Below are 18,093 nucleotides of genomic sequence, written 5' to 3' on the forward strand. Positions count from 1 at the left end.
GTACTTCCCCATGACACCCCCAAAGGTTGTGTCCAACATTTGGGGGTCAGTTCACTCTGCGTGGGAATGCAGCACGTGACGCTCCGCGTCACTGGACGCGGAGCGTCCCTAGAGGCATTCCCACGCGGGAGCGTGGGAACGATCATGTGCCTGAAGATCAGTGCAATGTGGCCAACAAATCCTGCAGTTGGCTGCGACCGGTTTCAGACCATCAGCCTCGATAGCTACAGCCTGCTGCCGTTCATCATCTATCCGCCCAAATAGTTCAGCGACAAGACCTTCAAGGAGCACATGGGCGAGGAGTTTCTGTTTGTCCATGAAGGCCAGGTCGAAGTCGACTTCATGAGCGAACGGGTGATTTTGAACCGTGGCGATGCGCTGCACTTCAACGCGCAAAAACCGCATCGCCTGCGCTCGGTGGGCGAGGTGCAGGCACAGTTGCTGGTGGTGGTGCATAGCGGCGAGGAGTGAGCTGGAGCTGCAAGTTCTGACTTGAGAGCACAGCTTTCGTGGCGAGGGAGCTTGCTCCCGCTGGGGTGCGAAGCAGTCCCGAAATCAGCAACACGATTGCGTCAGACACACCGCGCATTCTGGTTTGCGGCCGCTGCGCGACCGAGCGGGAGCAAGCTCCCTCGCCACAGGTGTCAGCGTTCGACCGGCACACTGAGTTTCGGGCTACCTAGTGCATGGCTCTTCGAATCAAAAAACCTCAGCGCCACGCCAGTCCCTTCAAACACCTTCGCATAATGCCGTTTCTGGCTCTGGATGAACGCCGCGCTGCGCGGGTAAATCGAGACTGCCACGGTTTTCGGTTGCGCCTGGCGCAGCGCATGAACGATGTGAGTGTCCTGCTTGCCCAGGCTGTGGCCGAAGATGCACAGCGCATCGCTTTGCTTGAGTAGCTGGTCGTAGCAGAACGACAGGTAATCCGAACTGCGGATGGTCTTGAGCTTGTCTTCAGAACTGCCTTCGCTGACGAACAGCGGCACGTCGTCCAGCGTCTTGATGGTGTTGTTGATCGCAAAACTGCCCAGCAGCGTGCCCTCCGTCGAGGTCAGTTTGCGCGCGGTGCCGTCCTGGTTTCGCACCAGGTGCAAGCCGCCGTGCAGGTAGAGCAGGCGGGTTTTATCCGCGCTGCTGGCGCTCAGGTCGAAGCTCGGCTCGGTGCCGTGAAACAGGTCACTGATGGCATCGGGTTGGTGCTGGGTCGCCCAGTAATTGAGCAGGTCGTAGTTGGTGGTGAACACCGTTGGATAGGTGCTCAATTCCTGATTGATCGCCGCCAGGCTTGACGGTTGCACCAGGCGCCACGGGATGTGCACGGCGTGTACCGTGTTGATCAGCGCTTCCTTGATCGCGTAGTAGCGATTGCGCGGTGCGGCGGAGCTCACGGCCAGGGCCTTGTTCACTCGGCTGGTGGTTTTCAGTGCGCCCAGCACTTGCTCGAAACTGCGGGTTTGCATCGCGTCGAACACGCTCAGCTCGGACTGGCTCAACGGCTTTTCTTCGACCGTGCGGGCGTTCTCGAACAGCGAGTCGTAACCAAAATCATCCCACACCGCACGACTGGCGCCGTTGCCCACCAGCAGGGCGCTGAACGGGGTGGTTGCGCGCAACGCATTCCAGTCTTCTAGTCGGGCATCAAATTCCTGGAAATCGGTCATCGCGTCGGTCATCTCAAACGGGTGGAGTGCAGGGCGCAGACTTTATCACGACCGGGTGTTGAGCCAGATCAAGATGCGCGGTAACGGATGGGGCGATCCTCTGGGCCTCCGCTGAATCGGGGTTGCCGGTTCGGCCCTATCGAAGAGGATTGGTGATGACCAGCACGTTTTTCATTCCTGCCGTGAACATCATGGGCACCGGTTGCCTCGACGAAGCCATGAATGCCATTCGCAACTATGGATTTCGCAAGGCCTTGATCGTGACGGACGCAGGATTGGCCAAGGCTGGCGTGGCAGGGTTGATCGCTGAAAAACTGGCGATGCAGGACATCGACTCGGTGATTTTCGACGGTGCCAAACCGAACCCGAGCATCGCCAACGTCGAGAGCGGCCTGGAACTGCTCCAGCGCAGCCAGTGCGATTGCGTGATTTCCCTGGGCGGCGGCTCGCCCCACGATTGCGCCAAAGGCATCGCGTTGTGCGCCACCAACGGCGGCAAGATCGCCGATTACGAAGGCGTCGACCAATCAGCCAAGCCGCAATTGCCGCTGATCGCGATCAACACCACCGCCGGCACTGCCAGCGAGATGACCCGTTTCTGCATCATCACCGACGAATCGCGTCACGTGAAAATGGCCATCGTCGACCGCAACGTCACGCCGCTGCTGTCGGTCAACGACCCGGCGCTGATGGCGGCGATGCCCAAGGGCCTGACCGCCGCTACCGGCATGGACGCCTTGACCCACGCCATCGAAGCCTACGTTTCCACGGCCGCCAACCCGATTACCGACGCCTGCGCACTGAAAGCCATCGAGCTGATCAGCCGCAACCTGCGCCTGGCCGTGCACGACGGCAGCGACATGATCGCCCGGGAAAACATGGCGTATGCGCAGTTCCTCGCCGGCATGGCATTCAACAATGCTTCGTTGGGGTTTGTGCATGCGATGGCGCACCAGTTGGGCGGTTTTTATGACTTGCCCCACGGCGTGTGCAACGCGGTACTGCTGCCGCACGTGCAGAGCTTCAACGCTGCGGTCTGCGCCGAACGCCTGGCGGTGGTGGCGCAGGCTCTGGGGGCCGACACCCTCGGTGTCAGTCCGGAAGAGGGCGCTCAAGCAGCCATCGTGGCGATCCGCGTGTTGGCCAGGGATGTGGAAATCCCCGGTGGTTTGCGTGATCTCGGTGCCAAGTTGCAAGACATTCCGATCCTCGCCGCCAACGCCTTGAAAGATGCCTGTGGCCTGACCAATCCACGGGCGGCAGATCAGCGGCAGATCGAGGAGATCTTTCGCAGCGCGTTTTGAATGGCGGTGTTACCGGGCGCTTTGTTCGATGATTTCGGGACGCGGCACAAGCGTTACGCAGAGCATCGCGCCGAGGGCCAACAGGCTGCATAACAATGACAACGGCCAAGCCTGCTGGCTGACCAGCAGGCTGGCGATGCCACCGATGATGGCGGCCATCAGTTGGTGGATAAAGCCGCTCAAGGCCATTGCATAAGCACCACTGACCGGCGAGCCATCGTTGGCCAGGGACAGGCTGATGGGATAAATCAACGATTGGCCGAGCACCGCAACGCAGTAAGGCAACCACAGCAATAACGCCAGCGCAGTTGCCTGCAGGCTACCCAGTAACATGACCGCGCTGCCGACCAACACCAAGCCCACCCCCGCGTTCATCAACCGCTGCTGACCGGTGTGCAGGACGTAGCGATTGATCACCAGCGCCCCGAAAAAATAGGCTGCACTGATTGGCCATCCCAAGAGGCCGTACTCGACCGCAGACCAGTTGAACGTACCTTGCAGAATTGCCGGTGCGGCGGTGTTGAACGCGACGATTACGCCGTAACCGAGACCACCGGCGAGTGCTGGAAGCAGAAAATGCCGATGACGCAGAATGCGCCAGTAAATGGGCCAGCTGGATGCCTGACTTTTCGTTTCTGGCAATGTCGGGAAGGTGACCCGTGCCACCACTGTCCCCATCAACAGGCTCGTGCCGCCCAGCCAATAAAAGATCGCTGACCAGCCCAGTGCAACCTGTACCAGTGATCCCAGGTATTGTCCGATCCCCAACGCAACCACAAAGGAAATCGAAATCCAGGACAGTGCCTTGGCTAACAGATCTCCGCGAAAGCTGTCGCGAATCAGCACTCGGGCCATGACTGAAATCCCGCTGGCGCCAATACCCTGAACCAACCGTAGTGCAAGGAATGACTCCAGGGTGGTGCCCATGGGCAAGGCCAGATTACCCAGCCCATAGATGCCTAACGCCGCGATCAGCACCGGTTTGCGGCCAATGCGCTGGCTCAGGCTGCCCCAGAACAACATGGGCAGCGCCATGCCGATCAGGTACACCGCCAGCCCCCAGGAGACGTGCGAAGCATCGCTGTTCAGGTACCGGGCAATCTCCGGCAGGGCCGGGAGGTAAATGCTCATGCCCAACTGCGCGAGAAAAACCGTAGAGCAAGTGATGACGAGTGTTGTGCTGCTTTTCAAGGACTGTTTCCTGGAGGGTCAGTGGCCGGTGTGTCGGCTGTGAGCGCGCAATAGGTCGATGATCAGCTCGCAAAAAACGGCTGACCCGCGTGGGTTCCATGTCCGCACCAAAGGTCATTGCTTCAGTGCTGCCCGATCCGTATGAGGCTTATAAAGCGTTGGATATTAACCTGAAGTTAGAAGGCTCAGTGTCATTCGATGGATGCACCCGGCATCGCAACCCTCGCGTCATGGTGACGATCAGGCATTGAACGGGTTGAAACGACAGACCGGGCAGGCGATAGTGCAGGGCTGATCTTTTATCGATTGATGACGTTCGCAAGGAACAGGGAATGACCTTGAAATACAGCTGGTTGGGATGTGTGGCAATGAGTGGTGCGCTGGGCGCGACCCAGGCATATGCCGAGTGTGTAACACCGCCATTGCCCGAGGGTGTACCGGGTTATTCGGTGTGCAAGGACTGGCCGGCCTACAGCGGCCAGACCATCACTGCACTGTCGCAGATTGAGCCGGACTCGACTCATAGCGATGAGCCTGACGGCATGGGTATGTACGACTTGAAACTGGCGGTGGTGTCCAACGTCGATGGCAAGCCGCTGGCCCACTATTCCAAAGCCTCGGTGTTCAGCTCCGATGCCATCCGGTTCGATGGGCTGAGCATCGATACCGCACGCTACAAACTCACCTCCGATCTGCGAGCGTTCGGCGTGCGGGCAGGTTTCACCGGCTTGTCGCGGGCCAATCCTTTCGGCGAGTCCCGGCTGTCGCTGTATGTTCGCGAAGGCAACACACTGCGCCCGGTCCTGGAGCAGTTGGTGATCGAATCCGGTGGCGGTGAGTGGGATACCAACTGTGCGGGCGAGTTCTCGAACATCAAACGCACTCTGGATATAGCCAAAACCAGCAGCCACGGTTTCGCCGACCTGATCGTTAAATCGGTGACCACTGGCTCGCAAGACTCGGTGAAAAATGGCGAATGCGAATCCAAAGATACAGTGGGGAAAACGGTACTGACGACGCTGCGGTATGACGGTCAGCGGTATGTTGTTCCGAAAGAATTGCAGGGCTCATGACACAGGTTGAGACCTACCATGTTCCGGGGGGTAGACGGCGGGTGTGGAACACTCGCAGAACCTGCAAACGCCCTTGGCGGACTCTATAAGGGATGACGTAGGGGCGATCGGCTAGTACCCACTCTCGAGTGCCGGGCAGACGGCCTTCACGGCCAATCGCAGGAAATTGGGCAAGGTGCTCGATACTGGTGAAGATGGCTTTGACGAAGTCAGCTGCGGCTTTTGGACTTTCCAGCGCGATGTAAGCGGCTTCGTCATCAATATTTTTTAGTGCGGTTTTCAGCCACTCAACGCGCATTGTTTGCCCACTTGCGGGCTAAGGCATTTACGTCTTCGTCACTGGCAAAGTCTCCAGCGTCAGCCTCTTTTAAGGCATGTTGAATTTCTTCGATTTGCCAGGCCTCTCTAGCCAGGTATTCACGTAGCGCATCTACGGCGAGAAAAGATTTGCTGCGGCCTGTCGCTTTAGCCAAATTGGCGAGGGTCTCGGCGATTTCGTCTGGCAGGCGCAAAGACATGACGGACATGGCAGTCTCGATGTAGTGGTTTGTAATACAACATACTACATCGCTGTCAGGGGGGCGGTGCTAGCTCCATTTGTCTGTTGCCCCCAGAACCTTTGATTCAAAACATCACCCACAAGGTATTCCAGCATGCTCTCCGGCCTCAACCATCTGACCCTGGCGGTCACTGATCTGGACCGCAGCGTGGCGTTCTATCGTGGCCTGTTGCAGCTGCGCCTCGACGTCACCTGGGACGGCGGCGCCTATCTGTCGTTGCCGGGGTTGTGGCTGTGCCTGTCTCTCGATCCGCTGCGCGAGCCTGAGACGGCGGTCGATTACACCCATTACGCATTCAGCGTAGCCGCCAGCGACTTCCCGGTATTGGTTGAACGACTGCGAGCTGTGGGTGTTTTAGAGTGGCGGGACAATCGCAGCGAAGGCGCGTCGTTTTATTTCCTGGATCCGGATGGGCACAAGCTTGAACTCCATGTCGGGGATCTGGTGTCGCGACTTGAGGCGTGCCGCCAGAGACCTTATGCCGGGATGAAGTTTTTCACTCCGTGACCGGGCGCACTCCCGGCATGTCCATAGCTGATCTTTCCGAGTTTCGTTGGCGGTATCGCCGCATACGCTATTCTGATCGGCATTGTGGGCACTCGTCGGGTGCGCATGTTGTATCAGCGTCATGAGCTGGCAATTACCCGGATTTGCGGGGTAATGTTCACCGGTTTCGCCATCTATGCCTTGCTGCACGAGGTGCCAGGGTTGCTGACGAACAAGGTTTGAGGCTGCGCGCAGGGCTGCGACAGCTGCATCAGGACATCCGTTTCAGCGATGCCGGGTCCAGGGATTGATACTCACGGCTGCACTTTTGGACAGTATCCATCTTTGATGAGCACCAGAAATTCCGCGCCGCTGGCAAGCTACATCGATCTTTTGCTCGACGTCGTGTGTGCGGTCGATAGCCAGGGGCGTTTCGTATTTGTCAGCGCCGCCTGCGAGCAAGTGTTCGGTTACACCCAGGACGAGCTGATTGGCCAGCCGATGATCGAGATGGTCCACCCGGCCGATCGCCAGCGAACCCTGGACGCTGCCCGGGAAATCATGCGCGGCCAGCCCAACCCGAACTTTGAAAATCGCTACCTGCGCAAGGATGGCCAGGTGGTGCATCTTCTCTGGTCGGCGCGTTGGTCTGAAGTCGACCAATTGCGCATCGCCGTAGCCCGTGACATCACCGAGCGCAAGCAGGCTGAGTCCCGACAGGCCGCACTGTACGCGATCTCCGAAGCTGCCCATGCCGCTGAGGATCTGCTGGCGCTGTTCAAACGCATTCATCAACTGATCGGCGAATGGTTGCCGGCGTTGAACTTCTCGGTAGCGCTCTACGACGAGCACTGCCAGCAATTGAATTTCCCGTACCACGTCGACGATCACGAGCACGACCCGGTGTTTACCGTTACTGGCCAGCTCTGCGCCGAAGTCATTCGCACGGGGCAGTCGGTGCTGGTGACGCCCGACCAACCTGCCGCGATGCCCGGAATTTGCGAGGTCATGAATGGCCAGGACTCACCCTGCTGGCTGGGCGTTCCGCTGAACTCACAGAAGGGCACCATCGGGGCGCTGATTGTCAAAAGCGTCCCCGGTGGCGAACGCTATACCGAGCGCGACAAGGAGCTGCTGCAATACGTCTGTGCCCAGGTTGCGGCGGCCATTGAGCGCAAGCAATTGCACAGTCGGCTGCAATACATGGCACAGCACGACCAATTGACCCGTTTGCCTAACCGCGAACTGTTGCGTGAGCGCCTGTCAGCTGCGCTCGGCAAAGCCAGAAAAGAGTGCGGACGCATGGCGCTGCTGTACGTCGATCTGGATCATTTCAAAGAGGTCAACGACACCTACGGCCATGGCGTCGGTGACATGTTACTGCAAGCCGTGGCTAATCGACTGCAAGGCTGCGTGCGTGAGACCGACACGGTAGCGCGCATTGGTGGTGATGAGTTTGTCGTCCTGCTCGACAGTGTTCAGGCGGCCGAAGACGCGGCGCGGGTCGCGATCAAGATCCGTCAGGTGCTCGGCCAGCCGATGCGTCTGGACAGCCATAGCCTGAACATCATGCCGAGCATCGGTATCGCGCTTTACCCCGAACATGGCAGTGAGGAAAAGCAATTGTTCAAGCACGCAGATGAGGCCATGTACGCTGCCAAGCGCTTGAGCGGGCGCCTGGACCGCGCCTGATTCGACTTTGACGCGGGCGCCGTTCGTCGCGGCAGGCTCAACTTTTCTAAACCTTTGCGGTGTTTTAACTTCAGACGTCAGGCGGGGAAACCCGCTGCACTCATTTGCCTGTTCAAGGAGGGCGCGACCATGAGCCGTATGGCCAGCCGATTATCGACCATCAGTTTTGCCGTGTTGCTGGGCCTGGGCGCCAGCAACGCTTTTGCCCAGTCGCCAACCGACTTCATCAATGACACCTCGGTCAAAGGTATGGCAGACATCGAAGCCAGCCGCCTGGCTCACCAGAAAACCGAGTCCAAAGAGGTCAAGGACTACACGATTGTGGTGATCAACGACCGCACCACGGCTAACCAGCATCTGGCGAAAATCGCCAAAAAACTCGATCTGCCCGTTGCCCCCAGAGATGAGGTGGCCAGCAAGGCCAAGGCGCTGATTCCTGAGGTCAAGGACGGCGACTCGTTCGACACGGCCTTTGCCGCCAGCCAGGTACAGACCACCCAGGAAGCCATCGAGCAGTTGAAGCAGGAAGCACAAACCACCGACGTGCCGGAGATCAAGGCCTTCGCCGCAGAGACCCTGCCCAAACTCGAAAGCCACCTGAAAATGGCCAAGGCTCTTCAGACCAACAGCCAATCGGGTCGGGTGGATGGTTGAGGCGGACGATGGGTATTACGGCTGATCACCGCAGGAAAAACTGAAAACCGGCTATTGAAGCCGGTTTTTTTGTTTAGCTCGACAGCTTCACCCCAACCGTCCAACTGAAATACCCCAGCACTTCACAGCTGCTGTTCACCAGCATAAAGCTCAGCTCGCACTGCTCGACACCGGTGCTCAGCTGCTGGCAATGCCAGTAGTGATCATCGGCTTTTACCGCGAGCGGTTCGGTGGGGGATTCGGGATTGGGGGCGGGCAAGGTCTGGCCGTTATGCACCACCAGATGCGGTTTTGAGAACACACCGGCGTCGCCCACAGTCAGGTTGTAAAATACCACGCTGTGTTCGGCGTGCAGGCCGACGGTTCGGCCACGGATGTGGAAGGTTTTGGTTGAGCTTACGGGTAGTTCAAGGCAGGTGCTCTTGGACTTTGGCGTTGCCCCCTGGGGCGCGCCAAAGGTGAAAATGAAACCGTCCTCGATCGCGGTCGGGTTCTGGGGATCAAGGCTCGGTTGTGGGTAGCGGGTGAGCAGGGTTTCGGCGTCGACAATAAGCAACACATTGGTTGCCTGCTCAGTGGTGGGTGACGGGGTTGCGCTGGTATCTGTGGACATCACGGCTTCCTTTCATGATGTGGGTGGGTCGCGGCCACCGCTGCGGCTTACGCAAGACATCCAGTTCCAGTCGGGGCGCGAGGCAGAGGGGAAAGCCCCTTGTCGCCAAGGGGCCGTCCAGATCAGTTACGGATGGTGATGAACGGATCCCACGAGCAGCAACCTACAATCTGGCAGTCCCGGTTCACGATCAGGAAGTTGAAGTGATAGGTCACGCTGCCGGTGGCCAGGGTTTCCGAAGACCAGTAATGGTTATCGACTTTCTGGCAGCTAGGCACTGACGGGTTGCTGGTGTTTGGCACGGCAACACACGCGGTGGCCTTGCGTGGCGTCGGTGTCGAGATCAGCTCATTACCCGCGTTACCGATGAACTTGTAGAAAATTACCGCTGTTTCGAAGCTCTGCGACAGGCTGGTTTCGCGCCAGCGAATCAGGTCACCGACGGAGGCTTTCAGATTCAGTTCGCCACCAGCCTGGCCATTGATCACGTTGTCCCGGTTGGTGACCATGTACACATGACTGACATCGATAAGCGTTGGCGCGTTGGGATTTTTGCTGATGTTCGGGTAGTTTTTCAGAATGGATTCGGTGTCGATCGAAACAAGCACATCCGTGACTCGAGACATAGTAAAGCTCCTTGATCATAGTGAGCGCCTGGCATCTACCAGACGCAACAACGCTTGATTGCCTTGCGGCTGTTGTAAGCGCGCTACTACGGGGAACCCACCGATCACAGGGTACGAGCTGGCCTGGCTCCTTGCCTATAAAAGTGACCGGCCCGGGTTCCTTCCAACAGGCCGCGTCTGCACTATAGATGCCGATCTGAAGCTGTCAAAACAGAGGGCACTTCACTCGACGAGCGGTCGTTTTTCTTCTAATTTCCGATGATTTGGCGATAAGAAAATGGTGATCCAGAACGTTTCCCAAGCGTTGATTTCCCTCTAAATTGTGTGCCATTGAGCAACGATTACCGATCCCGGCAGCTTCACTTCCAGGGTGTCGGAGAATTGACCGTCGATGGTTTTGAGCAGGCCTTGCGCCGATGTTCGACCCAGGCTGATGGCCTTGAGTCCGGAGCTTGCGACCAGCAGTGCCTTGAGGTCTTTTAACGTAATGCGTTGCATATTTCTTACGCCGATCAGAGCAACTGCAATGCGTCCGGACGCGCACCGGGAAATACGCTCTGCAACTGCGAAGCGGATAAGCCCCAGGTCCTGCCAAGTAAACCACCGAGCAGGTTCCGATAATTGTTGAGCACCGGGTAATCGCGGTTTTGCAGCAGGCTTTGTGGGTTGACCGCCACCTGTTCACCCACGATGCGTCCACCGCGAACGTTGCCGCCAAGTACCCAGTACACCGTGCCATGTCCGTGGTCGGTGCCCCTGGCGCCGTTTTCACGAAAGGTGCGGCCGAACTCCGAAACCACTACCACGGTAGTGTTGTTCCATTCATCACCCAGAGCCTGGGCATAGGCAACCAGACCTTCACCGAGGTTCGCCAGGTTGTTGGCCAACTGGCCGCTGGTGCTGCCCTGATTGACGTGGGTATCCCAGCCGCCGACATCGACGAAACCCAGTCGATACTGGTCGCGCATCAGTGTTGCCATGCGCCGGGTCTGGGCAGCAAAGTTCTGCGCATTCGGCGCACCACGATTGGCCTTGATCATCTCTTCTTGCAGATCCCTTGACACCTGCTGGCGCAGTTCAAGGCCACCGGCTGCGGAGGCTGCGTAGGGGGTATTTTTGTACATCGACGAGAGAATCGCCGATTGCCGAGCATCGAAGGCCGGTTTCGAGGTGCCGCGTAACGAGATGTTAGGGATGGCGTTGCCGCCCTGAAAACTCAGGGGCAAGGCATCGGTGAAGGCAATCGGCGCACTGTTCGGCACCTGACGCGACAAGCGTGCAAGAAAGCCCGAGTCGTAACGGTTACGCTGTTGGCTCGGTTCGCCAGACTCGATGTTGTCCTGGGTTTCGAAGTGACTGCGGGACACGTCATCGGTCCCGGCGAACGGTACAAAGGCGATCTGCTTGCGTTGCCACAACGGATAGATCGAGTCACGTAAAACCGGGTTCAGGCCCCAATGGCTGTCCAGTGCAATGGCACTGTTGGGGTTATGTGAGTCTGGGCGGGCAATGGCGAGAGTCGGACGCGACTCGTAGTAAAAGTCGCTGGAACAGGGCACCAGCAGGTTGTTGCAATCGTAGCCGCCGCGAAGAAAAACGATCAGAAAGCGCGGTGCCGAAACAGGGGCGGCGAACAGCTTTGCACTAAACGACAAGGACGGTAGCGTCGCGGCTGCCGCAGCGGCAATCAGCAGTTCTCGACGATTCATGGCGGTACCTCGTAACGCAACTTAGCGGTTATTGAAGTCAGGTGAGGCGAGCAAAAAGGTGTTCCATTCCTGAGGCGACACGGCCTTGTTCAGCGCGCCAAGGGTCGCTACTGAAAGGTGTGGAGAGATGGCTTCGTAGAACAACGGTGTGGTGATCATCGGAAACCCGGGGCCGGGCAGGTTGCTACCTTGCGGGGTAAACAATCGGTTATCCCCACGCCCGATTGCCCGGGCGATTTCGAAGCGTTTGGACATCTGCCCCGAGCTCGACCAACCGCTGGATTCCAGCGGCCAGCCGTCCGGTGTCACGCGACCGAATACTGGCTGCCCCAACTGATTGAGCCAATTGATCATCGGCCTCGCGTTGGCCAGCGGCTTACCGTCATAGGCCAGCCGCACCGCCGACACCACGAACTGCATCGGGTCCTTGAATTTGGTACCAGTGCTTTGCAGCAACTCCTTCGACTCGAACAACGTCCGCATCACTTGGGCGATATCGCCGTCGCTGTCCTGGAAGGTCTTGGCCATCCGTTCCACCAGCGCGGGCGGCGGCTGATCGGCAACGAAGTATTTGGCCAGCTGTTGCGAGACAAAATGCGCACAAGCTTTTTGCCGGGTAATCAGCTCCACGGCCTGACGGATCTCGTCAAAGCCGCTGCCCCTGATCGGATGGCCGAGCAGCACCTTGTCGCTAAAGTCGTGACGACGAGGATTGAATTCGAACAGCCCTTCGCGCACCACCAAGGCCTGTAACCGAGGAGCAAACTTCTGCGTACGACCGTCGAGCGGCATCAGCCCGGCGCCGGTCAGAATCAGCGCCAGTTGCTGCACGTCTTGCTGGGTATAACCTGAGCCGACGCCCAGGGTGTGTAGCTCCATCAACTCGCGGGCGTAGTTCTCGTTGACCTTGCCCTTGGCATTTTGCGCGTTGTCCAGGTACTCAAGCATCGCCGGACTCTTGAGGGTGGCCATTACCAGGTCCTTGAACTTACCCAGCGCGTGTGGGCGGATTGCGTGTTCTGCGTAGTCCTCCGTCAGCACCCGTATGCGACCTTTGCCCTGAAATACGCTGAAGTGGTTGAGCCAGAAACCCACCAACTGCTCCTTGAGCTGATTGGGCCCATACACCGCACGCAACAGCACGGCTTCACGCGCTTGTTCTGCGAGTTCGTTGGCTTGTTGTTGTGCGTCTTTTTTCGCGGCGTTTTTGGCGTCGCCTTCGGGCATGGCCTTGAGCTGTTCCTGCTGGCTCTTGAATGCCAGCAACAAGGATTCGGGTGATGTGCTCAATACCGGATAACTGTGCAACAGCGCGTTGATTGCCGGTGGCAGCGGGTCATTGATGCGGTCGGCCAATTGGGCTTGAAGCAGGCCCTCGCGTCCCATGCTGCGCAAGCGCGCCAGGTTGGCGGCATCCAGATCGAAGCCATCGCGGCGCAGCCAGGCAATGTCGCTCGGATTGAGCGCGGCGGGTGTACCGGCCGAGGCCAGTGCGGGAAACAACAAGCAGACCGACAGGCACAACGGGCGAAAAACGGCATGTGGCATGTGCATGTAGGAGGTTCCCGAGTATCAAGAGAGACGTCGACAGCAGCCAGTGTAGTTTCCACCCGTGCAGCTGACGCTATGCTGAATAACGTACATCTAGAACAGCTCGACAAAGAAGACGTTGCACTTTTTCTTGCAGGTTCTGCGAGCTGTGGAAGGTCAACTTTTCTTTACACAGTTCCTGTGGGTGGGTTCAGGTATTAGAAAGATATCTGCTGGTACAAATATTCATACGCCAAGCAGGAGCGCGGCGGTAAAGGGGGCATGGTTTTACAGGGTTACTCTATTGGCCGATGAGCCTCAGGAGGCAGCATGTTGTTACGTTACGCGGCATTGGTAGCAGTGGTCATCGCGGCCTCCGGTTGCGTACAGGAGCGGGTGGTTCACGACCGGCGTCCGCCGCCACGCGAGTACGTCGAAGTCATCGCACCGCAGCCACCACCGGTCCAGGTGATCGAAGTGGAGCCCGCGGGCCGGCCGGGTTATGTCTGGTCGCGCGGTTACTGGCGCTGGGAAGGCGGGCGTTATGTCGCCGTTCGCGGGCACTGGGAACCGGAACGCCGAGGCTATCGTTACGTGCACCCGCATTGGGAACCGCGCAACGATGGCTGGCATTGGCAAGGCGGGGGCTGGGCTCACTAGGTCCAGCGTTTCGCCGAACAAACAAAGCGACCTTTGCAGGTCGCTTTTTTTTTGTGCTGTTGTCACGATTTCGCAGAGTTGACACTGATTTCGTAGCAGCTGCCGAAGGCTGCGTTCGGCAGCTGCTACGAATTGTGTGCCGCGCCCTCGTCGCAAGGATGGCCGCAGGCGTTACCGACCAGGTCCACGGGACATCGGCGTAACCACCTTCACCACATCACCCACCCACCGAATCTTGACGAACTTGGCAGGGTCGTCGCTTACTGGCGCCCCATGAGCGAAACGCAGAGTCTAGCGCGTCGCTCATATCCTGATCCGTTACAGGAGTACGCGATGAGCTGGTCTGCCAAACAGTATGTGGCTTTCGAAGATGAGCGCACGCGCCCGGCGCGCGATTTGCTGGCTGCTATCCCGAACACCAATGCGCGTTCGGTGATCGACATCGGCTGCGGCCCCGGCAACTCTACCGAATTGCTCGTGCAGCGCTTTGCCAATGCTACGGTGCGTGGACTGGACAGCTCGGCCGACATGATCGACGCCGCCCGCAAACGCTTGCCGAACGTGCGCTTCGACACTGCCGATATCGCCGCCTGGAGCGAGCCCGGCCCGTTCGATGTGATTTTCGCCAATGCGGTATTCCAGTGGTTACCCGACCACGCCACGCTGTTGCCGTCGCTGGTGGCCAAGCTCGCATCGGGTGGCAGCCTGGCGATTCAAATGCCTGACAACCTCGATCAACCGTCGCATCGGATGATGCGTGAAGTCGCCAGTAAGGGGCCTTGGGCCAGCAAGCTTGCGGACGTCGCCGGGCAACGGACGACCCTGGACGATGCCAATACTTACTACCAGATGCTGTGTTCGTGCGCCTCGCGGGTCGATGTATGGCGCACCACCTACCATCACCCGCTGGCGGGCGGTCCCGCGGCCGTGGTCGAGTGGTTCAAGGGCAGCGGTTTGCGGCCGTTTCTTGAACCGCTCGACGAGGCGGAAAAAGCTCAGTACCTCGAGCACTATCTGGCTGCGTTAGAGCCATTCTTCCCGGTGCAGGCCGATGATTCGGTGTTGCTGCCGTTCCCGCGTTTATTCATTGTGGCGACCCGCTAAAGGCTGTTGTTGCATCAGGCCTGAAGCTGTTGCCCTCAGCCCTGTTGCAACACTTTCAACGCCGCCGAGGCCAGGAAGCCGGAACGGCTTTTTTCTTCCGGGTGATGCAGCACGTATTCGTCGATACGGGTCAGCAGATAGCCGGGCAGAGTGATGTTGAGTTTCTGCGCCTTGCCCAGGTACTTGGTGACATCGATGTCCACCAATGCCCAGGTAACGCCGGCGTATTGCGGATTGGCTGCATGCACGGTGACCTTGTTGGCGGGCGGAATCGCCGAGCCGTCTTCGGCGAGTATCTCGAAGTGGCCTTCAATGGCTTCGCGTGCCATGGCGATCGCATCGTCCAGGTCATCACCGGCCGAGAAGCAGCCCGGTATATCCGGCACTTCCACGCCCCAGGCGTGTTCGTTATCGCCCATTGAAATCGCAATTGGGTAAAGCATGTATGTTGTCCTCCGGGTGCTGTTCGCCGACTCAATACAGCAAGGCCTGTTGCAGGATGCTGACGGCCGTTTTGGTCAGTAAATCCTTTTTCGGGTGTGGGACGGTGACCAGACCGGGCTTCGTGGGATGCTTGAAGTGGTGGTGACTGCCCCTGACCCGTACCAGATACCAGCCGTCTGCGACGATTTGGGTTATCAAATATCGGCTATTCACATCACGTCCCTGTGCTGTGTAGGTGGTTACTATACCTACTGAAAATAAGTTATCAACACTATAACCACCGCTGGTGGCGACAGAATGGATGAGTGGTAGGGGACAGTGTAGGAACCACTGCAAAACGCGGTGTCCAGGAGCAGCGCTGGAGTGTTTCTGATTCCTTCAACGCCAGTTCAACGCGTGTTGCTGCTGAACGGCGGGCATGAAAAACCGGTCACTGAAGACCGGTTTTTTCTTGTCTCTGCATCTTCTGTTTAAAAGGTGAGTTTTCGGCACGGCGCTCCCCACAGAGAAAAATCGATGCCGAGAATCACGTAGTCGCTACTCAAGCAGCTGATCAATCAAAACCGCGTTGGTATAGATCAAGCTTCCATCGCTCGCTCGATGCCCGACCAGATGGAACTGACCGCGCGAGTGTTGCAGATAGACGCGCATTTGGCAGTCGGACAAGGGGCCGTATCCCTCTGGGATGATCAAATCCATTGAACTCATGTTCACGTCGACCATTGCTTCAGGCTCATGGGTCTGCTGCAGATGTTCTTCAGCTTCCTCCAGGCGCAGATGAAGAGGGCCGTCGACGTCAAAATGGATCTCCCCCACCGGGATGGACTTTTGGTTGCCGCTGATTTTGCACCAGCCTTCGATCGTCAAGGCACTCATGACGAAACCTCCGTTGTGGACTGCTGGACTCTGTAGCTCGGGCCGCTTCTGGTCGATCTCTACCGTCCGTAATCAGAAATTAAGTATAGCTGGCAACCGAGCCTCGCTTGGGGGCGTGGGGCTCGATCCTGATGATTTTGACTGATCGGAAACAAGTCGCTATGCCCAATCTAGTGCCGGGAGACGTGATGCTGAATATCTTTAGCTATAGGTGGCGAATGGATTTAAATAATTAACTTACTGTTGGAGTTTGAATGCTCGTGCGTCACGGTACTTCAGGAAAAGCGCTTGCTCCGTTCCTGCACTATACTTCTTGCTGACTTTACCGTCAGGAGCAGTGGTGTTTGTCTGCTCTGCTGGGACGTCAGATTAGTATTAATTTGACGATGCTGTTAAGTGGCGATGCTTTTGCATAATCCACGCGTGACAGGAATAGGATGAAGAGAAAATGGCAACAGCAATTATCTTGATTCTAATCGTTGTTGCATCAGTGTTGTTCAACATCCTGGCGCCTTGGCATGCGACGCCGGCCGCGTCCAACTGGGGGTCAATAGACACCACCCAGTTCATCACCCTGGTCATCAGCGGAATATTTTTCATCGCCGTCACGGTATTTATGGCGGTCGCCGTGATGCGTTATCGTCACAAGGACGGTGCCAAGGCGGCCTACCAGCCAGGCAATAAAAAATTGGAGTTATGGTTAATTATCGTTACTTCGGTCGGTATTGCCGCGATGTTGGCGCCAGGCCTGGTTGTTTATAGTGATTTCGTCCGGGTGCCGAAAAAAGCTTATGAACTTGAAGTGGTTGCCCAGCAGTGGCAGTGGGCTTTTCGTTTTCCCGGTCGGGACGGAAAGTTAGGCAAGTCGGATATCAAGTTTGCTGATTCCACCAACCCTTTCGGTCTTGATCCCAAGGATCCTGCAGGGCAGGACGATATACTGGTACTAAACAATGAAGTTCACCTTCCGCTCGATCAGCCGGTAAAAGTTTTACTGCGTTCCAAAGATGTGCTGCACGATTTCGATGTACCACAAATGCGCGGCAAGATGGACATGGTGCCAGGGATGGTGTCGTACTTTTGGTTTACGCCAACTAAAACCGGGCAATATGAAATCATGTGCGCTGAATATTGTGGCGTGGGGCATTACAACATGCGCGGCCATATGATCGTCGACGAACAGGACGCCTTCGATCAATGGTTGAGCAGTCAACCGACTTTTGCGCAGACATTAGCGGCAGCTGCCAAACCCAGTCGGGACAGCATGTTGGAAAAAGGCCGGCTGTTGGTCGAGAAGTACGGCTGCAACGCCTGCCATAGCCAGGATGGCAGTGCCAGTCTCGGCCCGGGATGGAAGGGCTTGTATGGCCGCACCGAACAGCTTGCCGATGGCACCAGTGTGCAGGTCGATGAGGCCTACCTTAAATCGGCGATCCTCGATCCGAAGGCCCGAAGGGTACAGGGCTACCCGCCGGTCATGGTGGCCTATACTCTCAATGAAGATGAACTGGGTGCTCTCGTTGCCCTGATCAAATCACTGGGTACCGCGCGCCAAAGCGATGAGCTTTCTGCCGCGGGTGAAGACTTGGCGGCGCAGGGACAGCAGCTGGCCAAGTCGTTCGGCTGTGTGGCCTGCCACAGTGTCGATGGCAGCAAGGGCGTCGGCCCCAGCTGGCAGGGCCTGTATGGCAAGACAGAAACCCTTGAGGACGGTACGAGGATAAAGGTCGATGAGGACTATATAAAAGAATCGGTTCTTAAGCCTAACGCCAAAATCGTCAAGGGCTATGCGCCCATCATGCCCGCCTTTACGCCGAGTGATACGGAGTTGAGCGCACTGATCGCTTTTATCAAGTCCAAAGCGAATGCCGACGCTGATGCGAGCAAGGCGGAGCCAGGAAAGTAGC

The 18,093-nt window shown here is 57.7% G+C and carries 20 protein-coding genes and 2 pseudogenes; 10 read left to right on the plus strand and 12 right to left on the minus strand.

Features of this window, described 5'->3' with window-relative positions:
- Positions 1-228: 228 nt before the first annotated feature.
- Positions 229-471: pseudogene (locus KRR23_RS17705) on the plus strand (cupin domain-containing protein); the annotation flags it as partial.
- A gap of 173 nt (positions 472-644) precedes the next feature.
- Here KRR23_RS17705 and KRR23_RS17710 read toward each other — a convergent pair.
- Positions 645-1,664: a DUF4917 family protein gene (locus KRR23_RS17710; RefSeq protein WP_216743548.1), complete on the minus strand. Its 1,020-nt coding sequence runs from the start codon at positions 1,662-1,664 to the stop codon at positions 645-647.
- Between the two features lie 155 nt (positions 1,665-1,819).
- Between KRR23_RS17710 and yiaY the strand changes: the two genes are divergently transcribed.
- A complete protein-coding gene (gene yiaY / locus KRR23_RS17715) occupies positions 1,820-2,968 on the plus strand; it encodes an L-threonine dehydrogenase (protein WP_216743549.1) in 1,149 nt (382 codons plus the stop codon).
- A gap of 9 nt (positions 2,969-2,977) precedes the next feature.
- Here the strand turns inward: yiaY and KRR23_RS17720 are convergent, their stop codons facing one another.
- Positions 2,978-4,159, minus strand: a complete 1,182-nt coding sequence (locus KRR23_RS17720) for a multidrug effflux MFS transporter (protein WP_216743550.1) — start codon at positions 4,157-4,159, stop codon at positions 2,978-2,980.
- 332 nt (positions 4,160-4,491) lie between these two features.
- Between KRR23_RS17720 and KRR23_RS17725 the strand changes: the two genes are divergently transcribed.
- Complete coding sequence (locus KRR23_RS17725; RefSeq protein WP_216743551.1) at positions 4,492-5,232, plus strand: hypothetical protein; 741 nt, start codon at positions 4,492-4,494, stop codon at positions 5,230-5,232.
- Positions 5,233-5,245: 13 nt separating this feature from the next.
- Here KRR23_RS17725 and KRR23_RS17730 read toward each other — a convergent pair whose 3' ends face one another.
- Together KRR23_RS17730 and KRR23_RS17735 are read right to left on the minus strand one after the other, a co-directional pair.
- Entirely contained in the window at positions 5,246-5,530 is a 285-nt protein-coding gene (locus KRR23_RS17730) for a type II toxin-antitoxin system RelE/ParE family toxin (RefSeq protein WP_081013749.1), read from the minus strand.
- Positions 5,520-5,759 carry a CopG family ribbon-helix-helix protein gene (locus tag KRR23_RS17735; protein WP_054596077.1) on the minus strand — a complete coding sequence of 80 codons (240 nt, stop codon included), beginning with the start codon at positions 5,757-5,759 and terminating at the stop codon, positions 5,520-5,522. The genes KRR23_RS17730 and KRR23_RS17735 overlap by 11 nt, the downstream gene beginning before the upstream one ends.
- A gap of 126 nt (positions 5,760-5,885) precedes the next feature.
- Between KRR23_RS17735 and fos the strand changes: the two genes are divergently transcribed.
- The 4 genes and pseudogenes from fos to KRR23_RS17755 all read left to right on the plus strand — a co-directional run bounded on the left by fos (position 5,886) and on the right by KRR23_RS17755 (position 8,624).
- On the plus strand, positions 5,886-6,299 hold the full coding sequence (gene fos, locus KRR23_RS17740) for a fosfomycin resistance glutathione transferase (protein ID WP_216743552.1): 414 nt from the start codon (positions 5,886-5,888) through the stop codon (positions 6,297-6,299).
- 21 nt (positions 6,300-6,320) lie between these two features.
- Positions 6,321-6,521, plus strand: a pseudogene (locus KRR23_RS17745) (LysE family translocator); the annotation flags it as partial.
- A 105-nt stretch (positions 6,522-6,626) separates the two neighbouring features.
- Positions 6,627-7,970: a sensor domain-containing diguanylate cyclase gene (locus KRR23_RS17750; protein WP_216743553.1), complete on the plus strand. Its 1,344-nt coding sequence runs from the start codon at positions 6,627-6,629 to the stop codon at positions 7,968-7,970.
- Positions 7,971-8,099: 129 nt separating this feature from the next.
- Positions 8,100-8,624 (plus strand): DUF4142 domain-containing protein, encoded by a 525-nt coding sequence (locus tag KRR23_RS17755; RefSeq protein ID WP_216743554.1) that lies wholly within the window; start codon positions 8,100-8,102, stop codon positions 8,622-8,624.
- A 73-nt stretch (positions 8,625-8,697) separates the two neighbouring features.
- Here the strand turns inward: KRR23_RS17755 and KRR23_RS17760 are convergent, their stop codons facing one another.
- The 5 genes from KRR23_RS17760 to KRR23_RS17780 all read right to left on the minus strand — a co-directional run bounded on the left by KRR23_RS17760 (position 8,698) and on the right by KRR23_RS17780 (position 13,126).
- Positions 8,698-9,237, minus strand: coding sequence for an AidA/PixA family protein (locus tag KRR23_RS17760; protein WP_216743555.1), 540 nt, complete (start codon positions 9,235-9,237; stop codon positions 8,698-8,700).
- Positions 9,238-9,359: 122 nt separating this feature from the next.
- Complete coding sequence (locus KRR23_RS17765; protein ID WP_054596081.1) at positions 9,360-9,863, minus strand: inclusion body family protein; 504 nt, start codon at positions 9,861-9,863, stop codon at positions 9,360-9,362.
- A gap of 315 nt (positions 9,864-10,178) precedes the next feature.
- Entirely contained in the window at positions 10,179-10,361 is a 183-nt protein-coding gene (locus KRR23_RS17770; RefSeq protein ID WP_216743556.1) for a hypothetical protein, read from the minus strand.
- A gap of 14 nt (positions 10,362-10,375) precedes the next feature.
- Positions 10,376-11,572 (minus strand): DUF1501 domain-containing protein, encoded by a 1,197-nt coding sequence (locus tag KRR23_RS17775; protein WP_216743557.1) that lies wholly within the window; start codon positions 11,570-11,572, stop codon positions 10,376-10,378.
- A gap of 21 nt (positions 11,573-11,593) precedes the next feature.
- On the minus strand, positions 11,594-13,126 hold the full coding sequence (locus KRR23_RS17780; RefSeq protein WP_216743558.1) for a DUF1800 domain-containing protein: 1,533 nt from the start codon (positions 13,124-13,126) through the stop codon (positions 11,594-11,596).
- A 306-nt stretch (positions 13,127-13,432) separates the two neighbouring features.
- Between KRR23_RS17780 and KRR23_RS17785 the strand changes: the two genes are divergently transcribed.
- Both KRR23_RS17785 and tam read left to right on the plus strand, forming a co-directional pair.
- Positions 13,433-13,762, plus strand: a complete 330-nt coding sequence (locus KRR23_RS17785) for a YXWGXW repeat-containing protein (RefSeq protein ID WP_145021012.1) — start codon at positions 13,433-13,435, stop codon at positions 13,760-13,762.
- 333 nt (positions 13,763-14,095) lie between these two features.
- Positions 14,096-14,866: a trans-aconitate 2-methyltransferase gene (gene tam / locus KRR23_RS17790; protein ID WP_216743559.1), complete on the plus strand. Its 771-nt coding sequence runs from the start codon at positions 14,096-14,098 to the stop codon at positions 14,864-14,866.
- 35 nt (positions 14,867-14,901) lie between these two features.
- On the opposite strand, the gene KRR23_RS17795 is transcribed toward tam, so the two are convergent.
- From KRR23_RS17795 to KRR23_RS17805, 3 genes are all read right to left on the minus strand, one after another.
- The gene (locus KRR23_RS17795) at positions 14,902-15,309 is read right to left on the minus strand and encodes a type II toxin-antitoxin system HicB family antitoxin (RefSeq protein ID WP_071551463.1); all 408 of its coding nucleotides are present in this window, start codon (positions 15,307-15,309) and stop codon (positions 14,902-14,904) included.
- Positions 15,310-15,340: 31 nt separating this feature from the next.
- On the minus strand, positions 15,341-15,523 hold the full coding sequence (locus KRR23_RS17800; RefSeq protein ID WP_095082823.1) for a type II toxin-antitoxin system HicA family toxin: 183 nt from the start codon (positions 15,521-15,523) through the stop codon (positions 15,341-15,343).
- Positions 15,524-15,847: 324 nt separating this feature from the next.
- Positions 15,848-16,186: a hypothetical protein gene (locus tag KRR23_RS17805; RefSeq protein WP_216743560.1), complete on the minus strand. Its 339-nt coding sequence runs from the start codon at positions 16,184-16,186 to the stop codon at positions 15,848-15,850.
- A gap of 448 nt (positions 16,187-16,634) precedes the next feature.
- Between KRR23_RS17805 and KRR23_RS17810 the strand changes: the two genes are divergently transcribed.
- Positions 16,635-18,092: a cytochrome c oxidase subunit II gene (locus tag KRR23_RS17810; protein ID WP_216743561.1), complete on the plus strand. Its 1,458-nt coding sequence runs from the start codon at positions 16,635-16,637 to the stop codon at positions 18,090-18,092.
- Position 18,093 lies beyond the last annotated feature (1 nt).

It is taken from the genome of Pseudomonas sp. CVAP#3, assembly GCF_018986375.1.
Lineage (GTDB): Bacteria > Pseudomonadota > Gammaproteobacteria > Pseudomonadales > Pseudomonadaceae > Aquipseudomonas > Aquipseudomonas helvetica.

Coding starts and splice junctions, on each gene's coding strand:
- KRR23_RS17810 (WP_216743561.1), top strand. CDS start 16,635: ATGGCAACAGCAATTATCTTGATTCTAATCGTTGTTGCATCAGTGTTG.
- KRR23_RS17730 (WP_081013749.1), bottom strand. CDS start 5,530: ATGCGCGTTGAGTGGCTGAAAACCGCACTAAAAAATATTGATGACGAA.
- KRR23_RS17765 (WP_054596081.1), bottom strand. CDS start 9,863: ATGTCTCGAGTCACGGATGTGCTTGTTTCGATCGACACCGAATCCATT.
- KRR23_RS17750 (WP_216743553.1), top strand. CDS start 6,627: ATGAGCACCAGAAATTCCGCGCCGCTGGCAAGCTACATCGATCTTTTG.
- KRR23_RS17725 (WP_216743551.1), top strand. CDS start 4,492: ATGACCTTGAAATACAGCTGGTTGGGATGTGTGGCAATGAGTGGTGCG.
- KRR23_RS17710 (WP_216743548.1), bottom strand. CDS start 1,664: ATGACCGATTTCCAGGAATTTGATGCCCGACTAGAAGACTGGAATGCG.
- KRR23_RS17735 (WP_054596077.1), bottom strand. CDS start 5,759: ATGTCCGTCATGTCTTTGCGCCTGCCAGACGAAATCGCCGAGACCCTC.
- KRR23_RS17780 (WP_216743558.1), bottom strand. CDS start 13,126: ATGCACATGCCACATGCCGTTTTTCGCCCGTTGTGCCTGTCGGTCTGC.
- fos (WP_216743552.1), top strand. CDS start 5,886: ATGCTCTCCGGCCTCAACCATCTGACCCTGGCGGTCACTGATCTGGAC.
- KRR23_RS17805 (WP_216743560.1), bottom strand. CDS start 16,186: ATGAGTGCCTTGACGATCGAAGGCTGGTGCAAAATCAGCGGCAACCAA.
- KRR23_RS17770 (WP_216743556.1), bottom strand. CDS start 10,361: ATGCAACGCATTACGTTAAAAGACCTCAAGGCACTGCTGGTCGCAAGC.
- tam (WP_216743559.1), top strand. CDS start 14,096: ATGAGCTGGTCTGCCAAACAGTATGTGGCTTTCGAAGATGAGCGCACG.
- KRR23_RS17760 (WP_216743555.1), bottom strand. CDS start 9,237: ATGTCCACAGATACCAGCGCAACCCCGTCACCCACCACTGAGCAGGCA.
- KRR23_RS17795 (WP_071551463.1), bottom strand. CDS start 15,309: ATGCTTTACCCAATTGCGATTTCAATGGGCGATAACGAACACGCCTGG.
- KRR23_RS17785 (WP_145021012.1), top strand. CDS start 13,433: ATGTTGTTACGTTACGCGGCATTGGTAGCAGTGGTCATCGCGGCCTCC.
- KRR23_RS17775 (WP_216743557.1), bottom strand. CDS start 11,572: ATGAATCGTCGAGAACTGCTGATTGCCGCTGCGGCAGCCGCGACGCTA.
- KRR23_RS17755 (WP_216743554.1), top strand. CDS start 8,100: ATGAGCCGTATGGCCAGCCGATTATCGACCATCAGTTTTGCCGTGTTG.
- yiaY (WP_216743549.1), top strand. CDS start 1,820: ATGACCAGCACGTTTTTCATTCCTGCCGTGAACATCATGGGCACCGGT.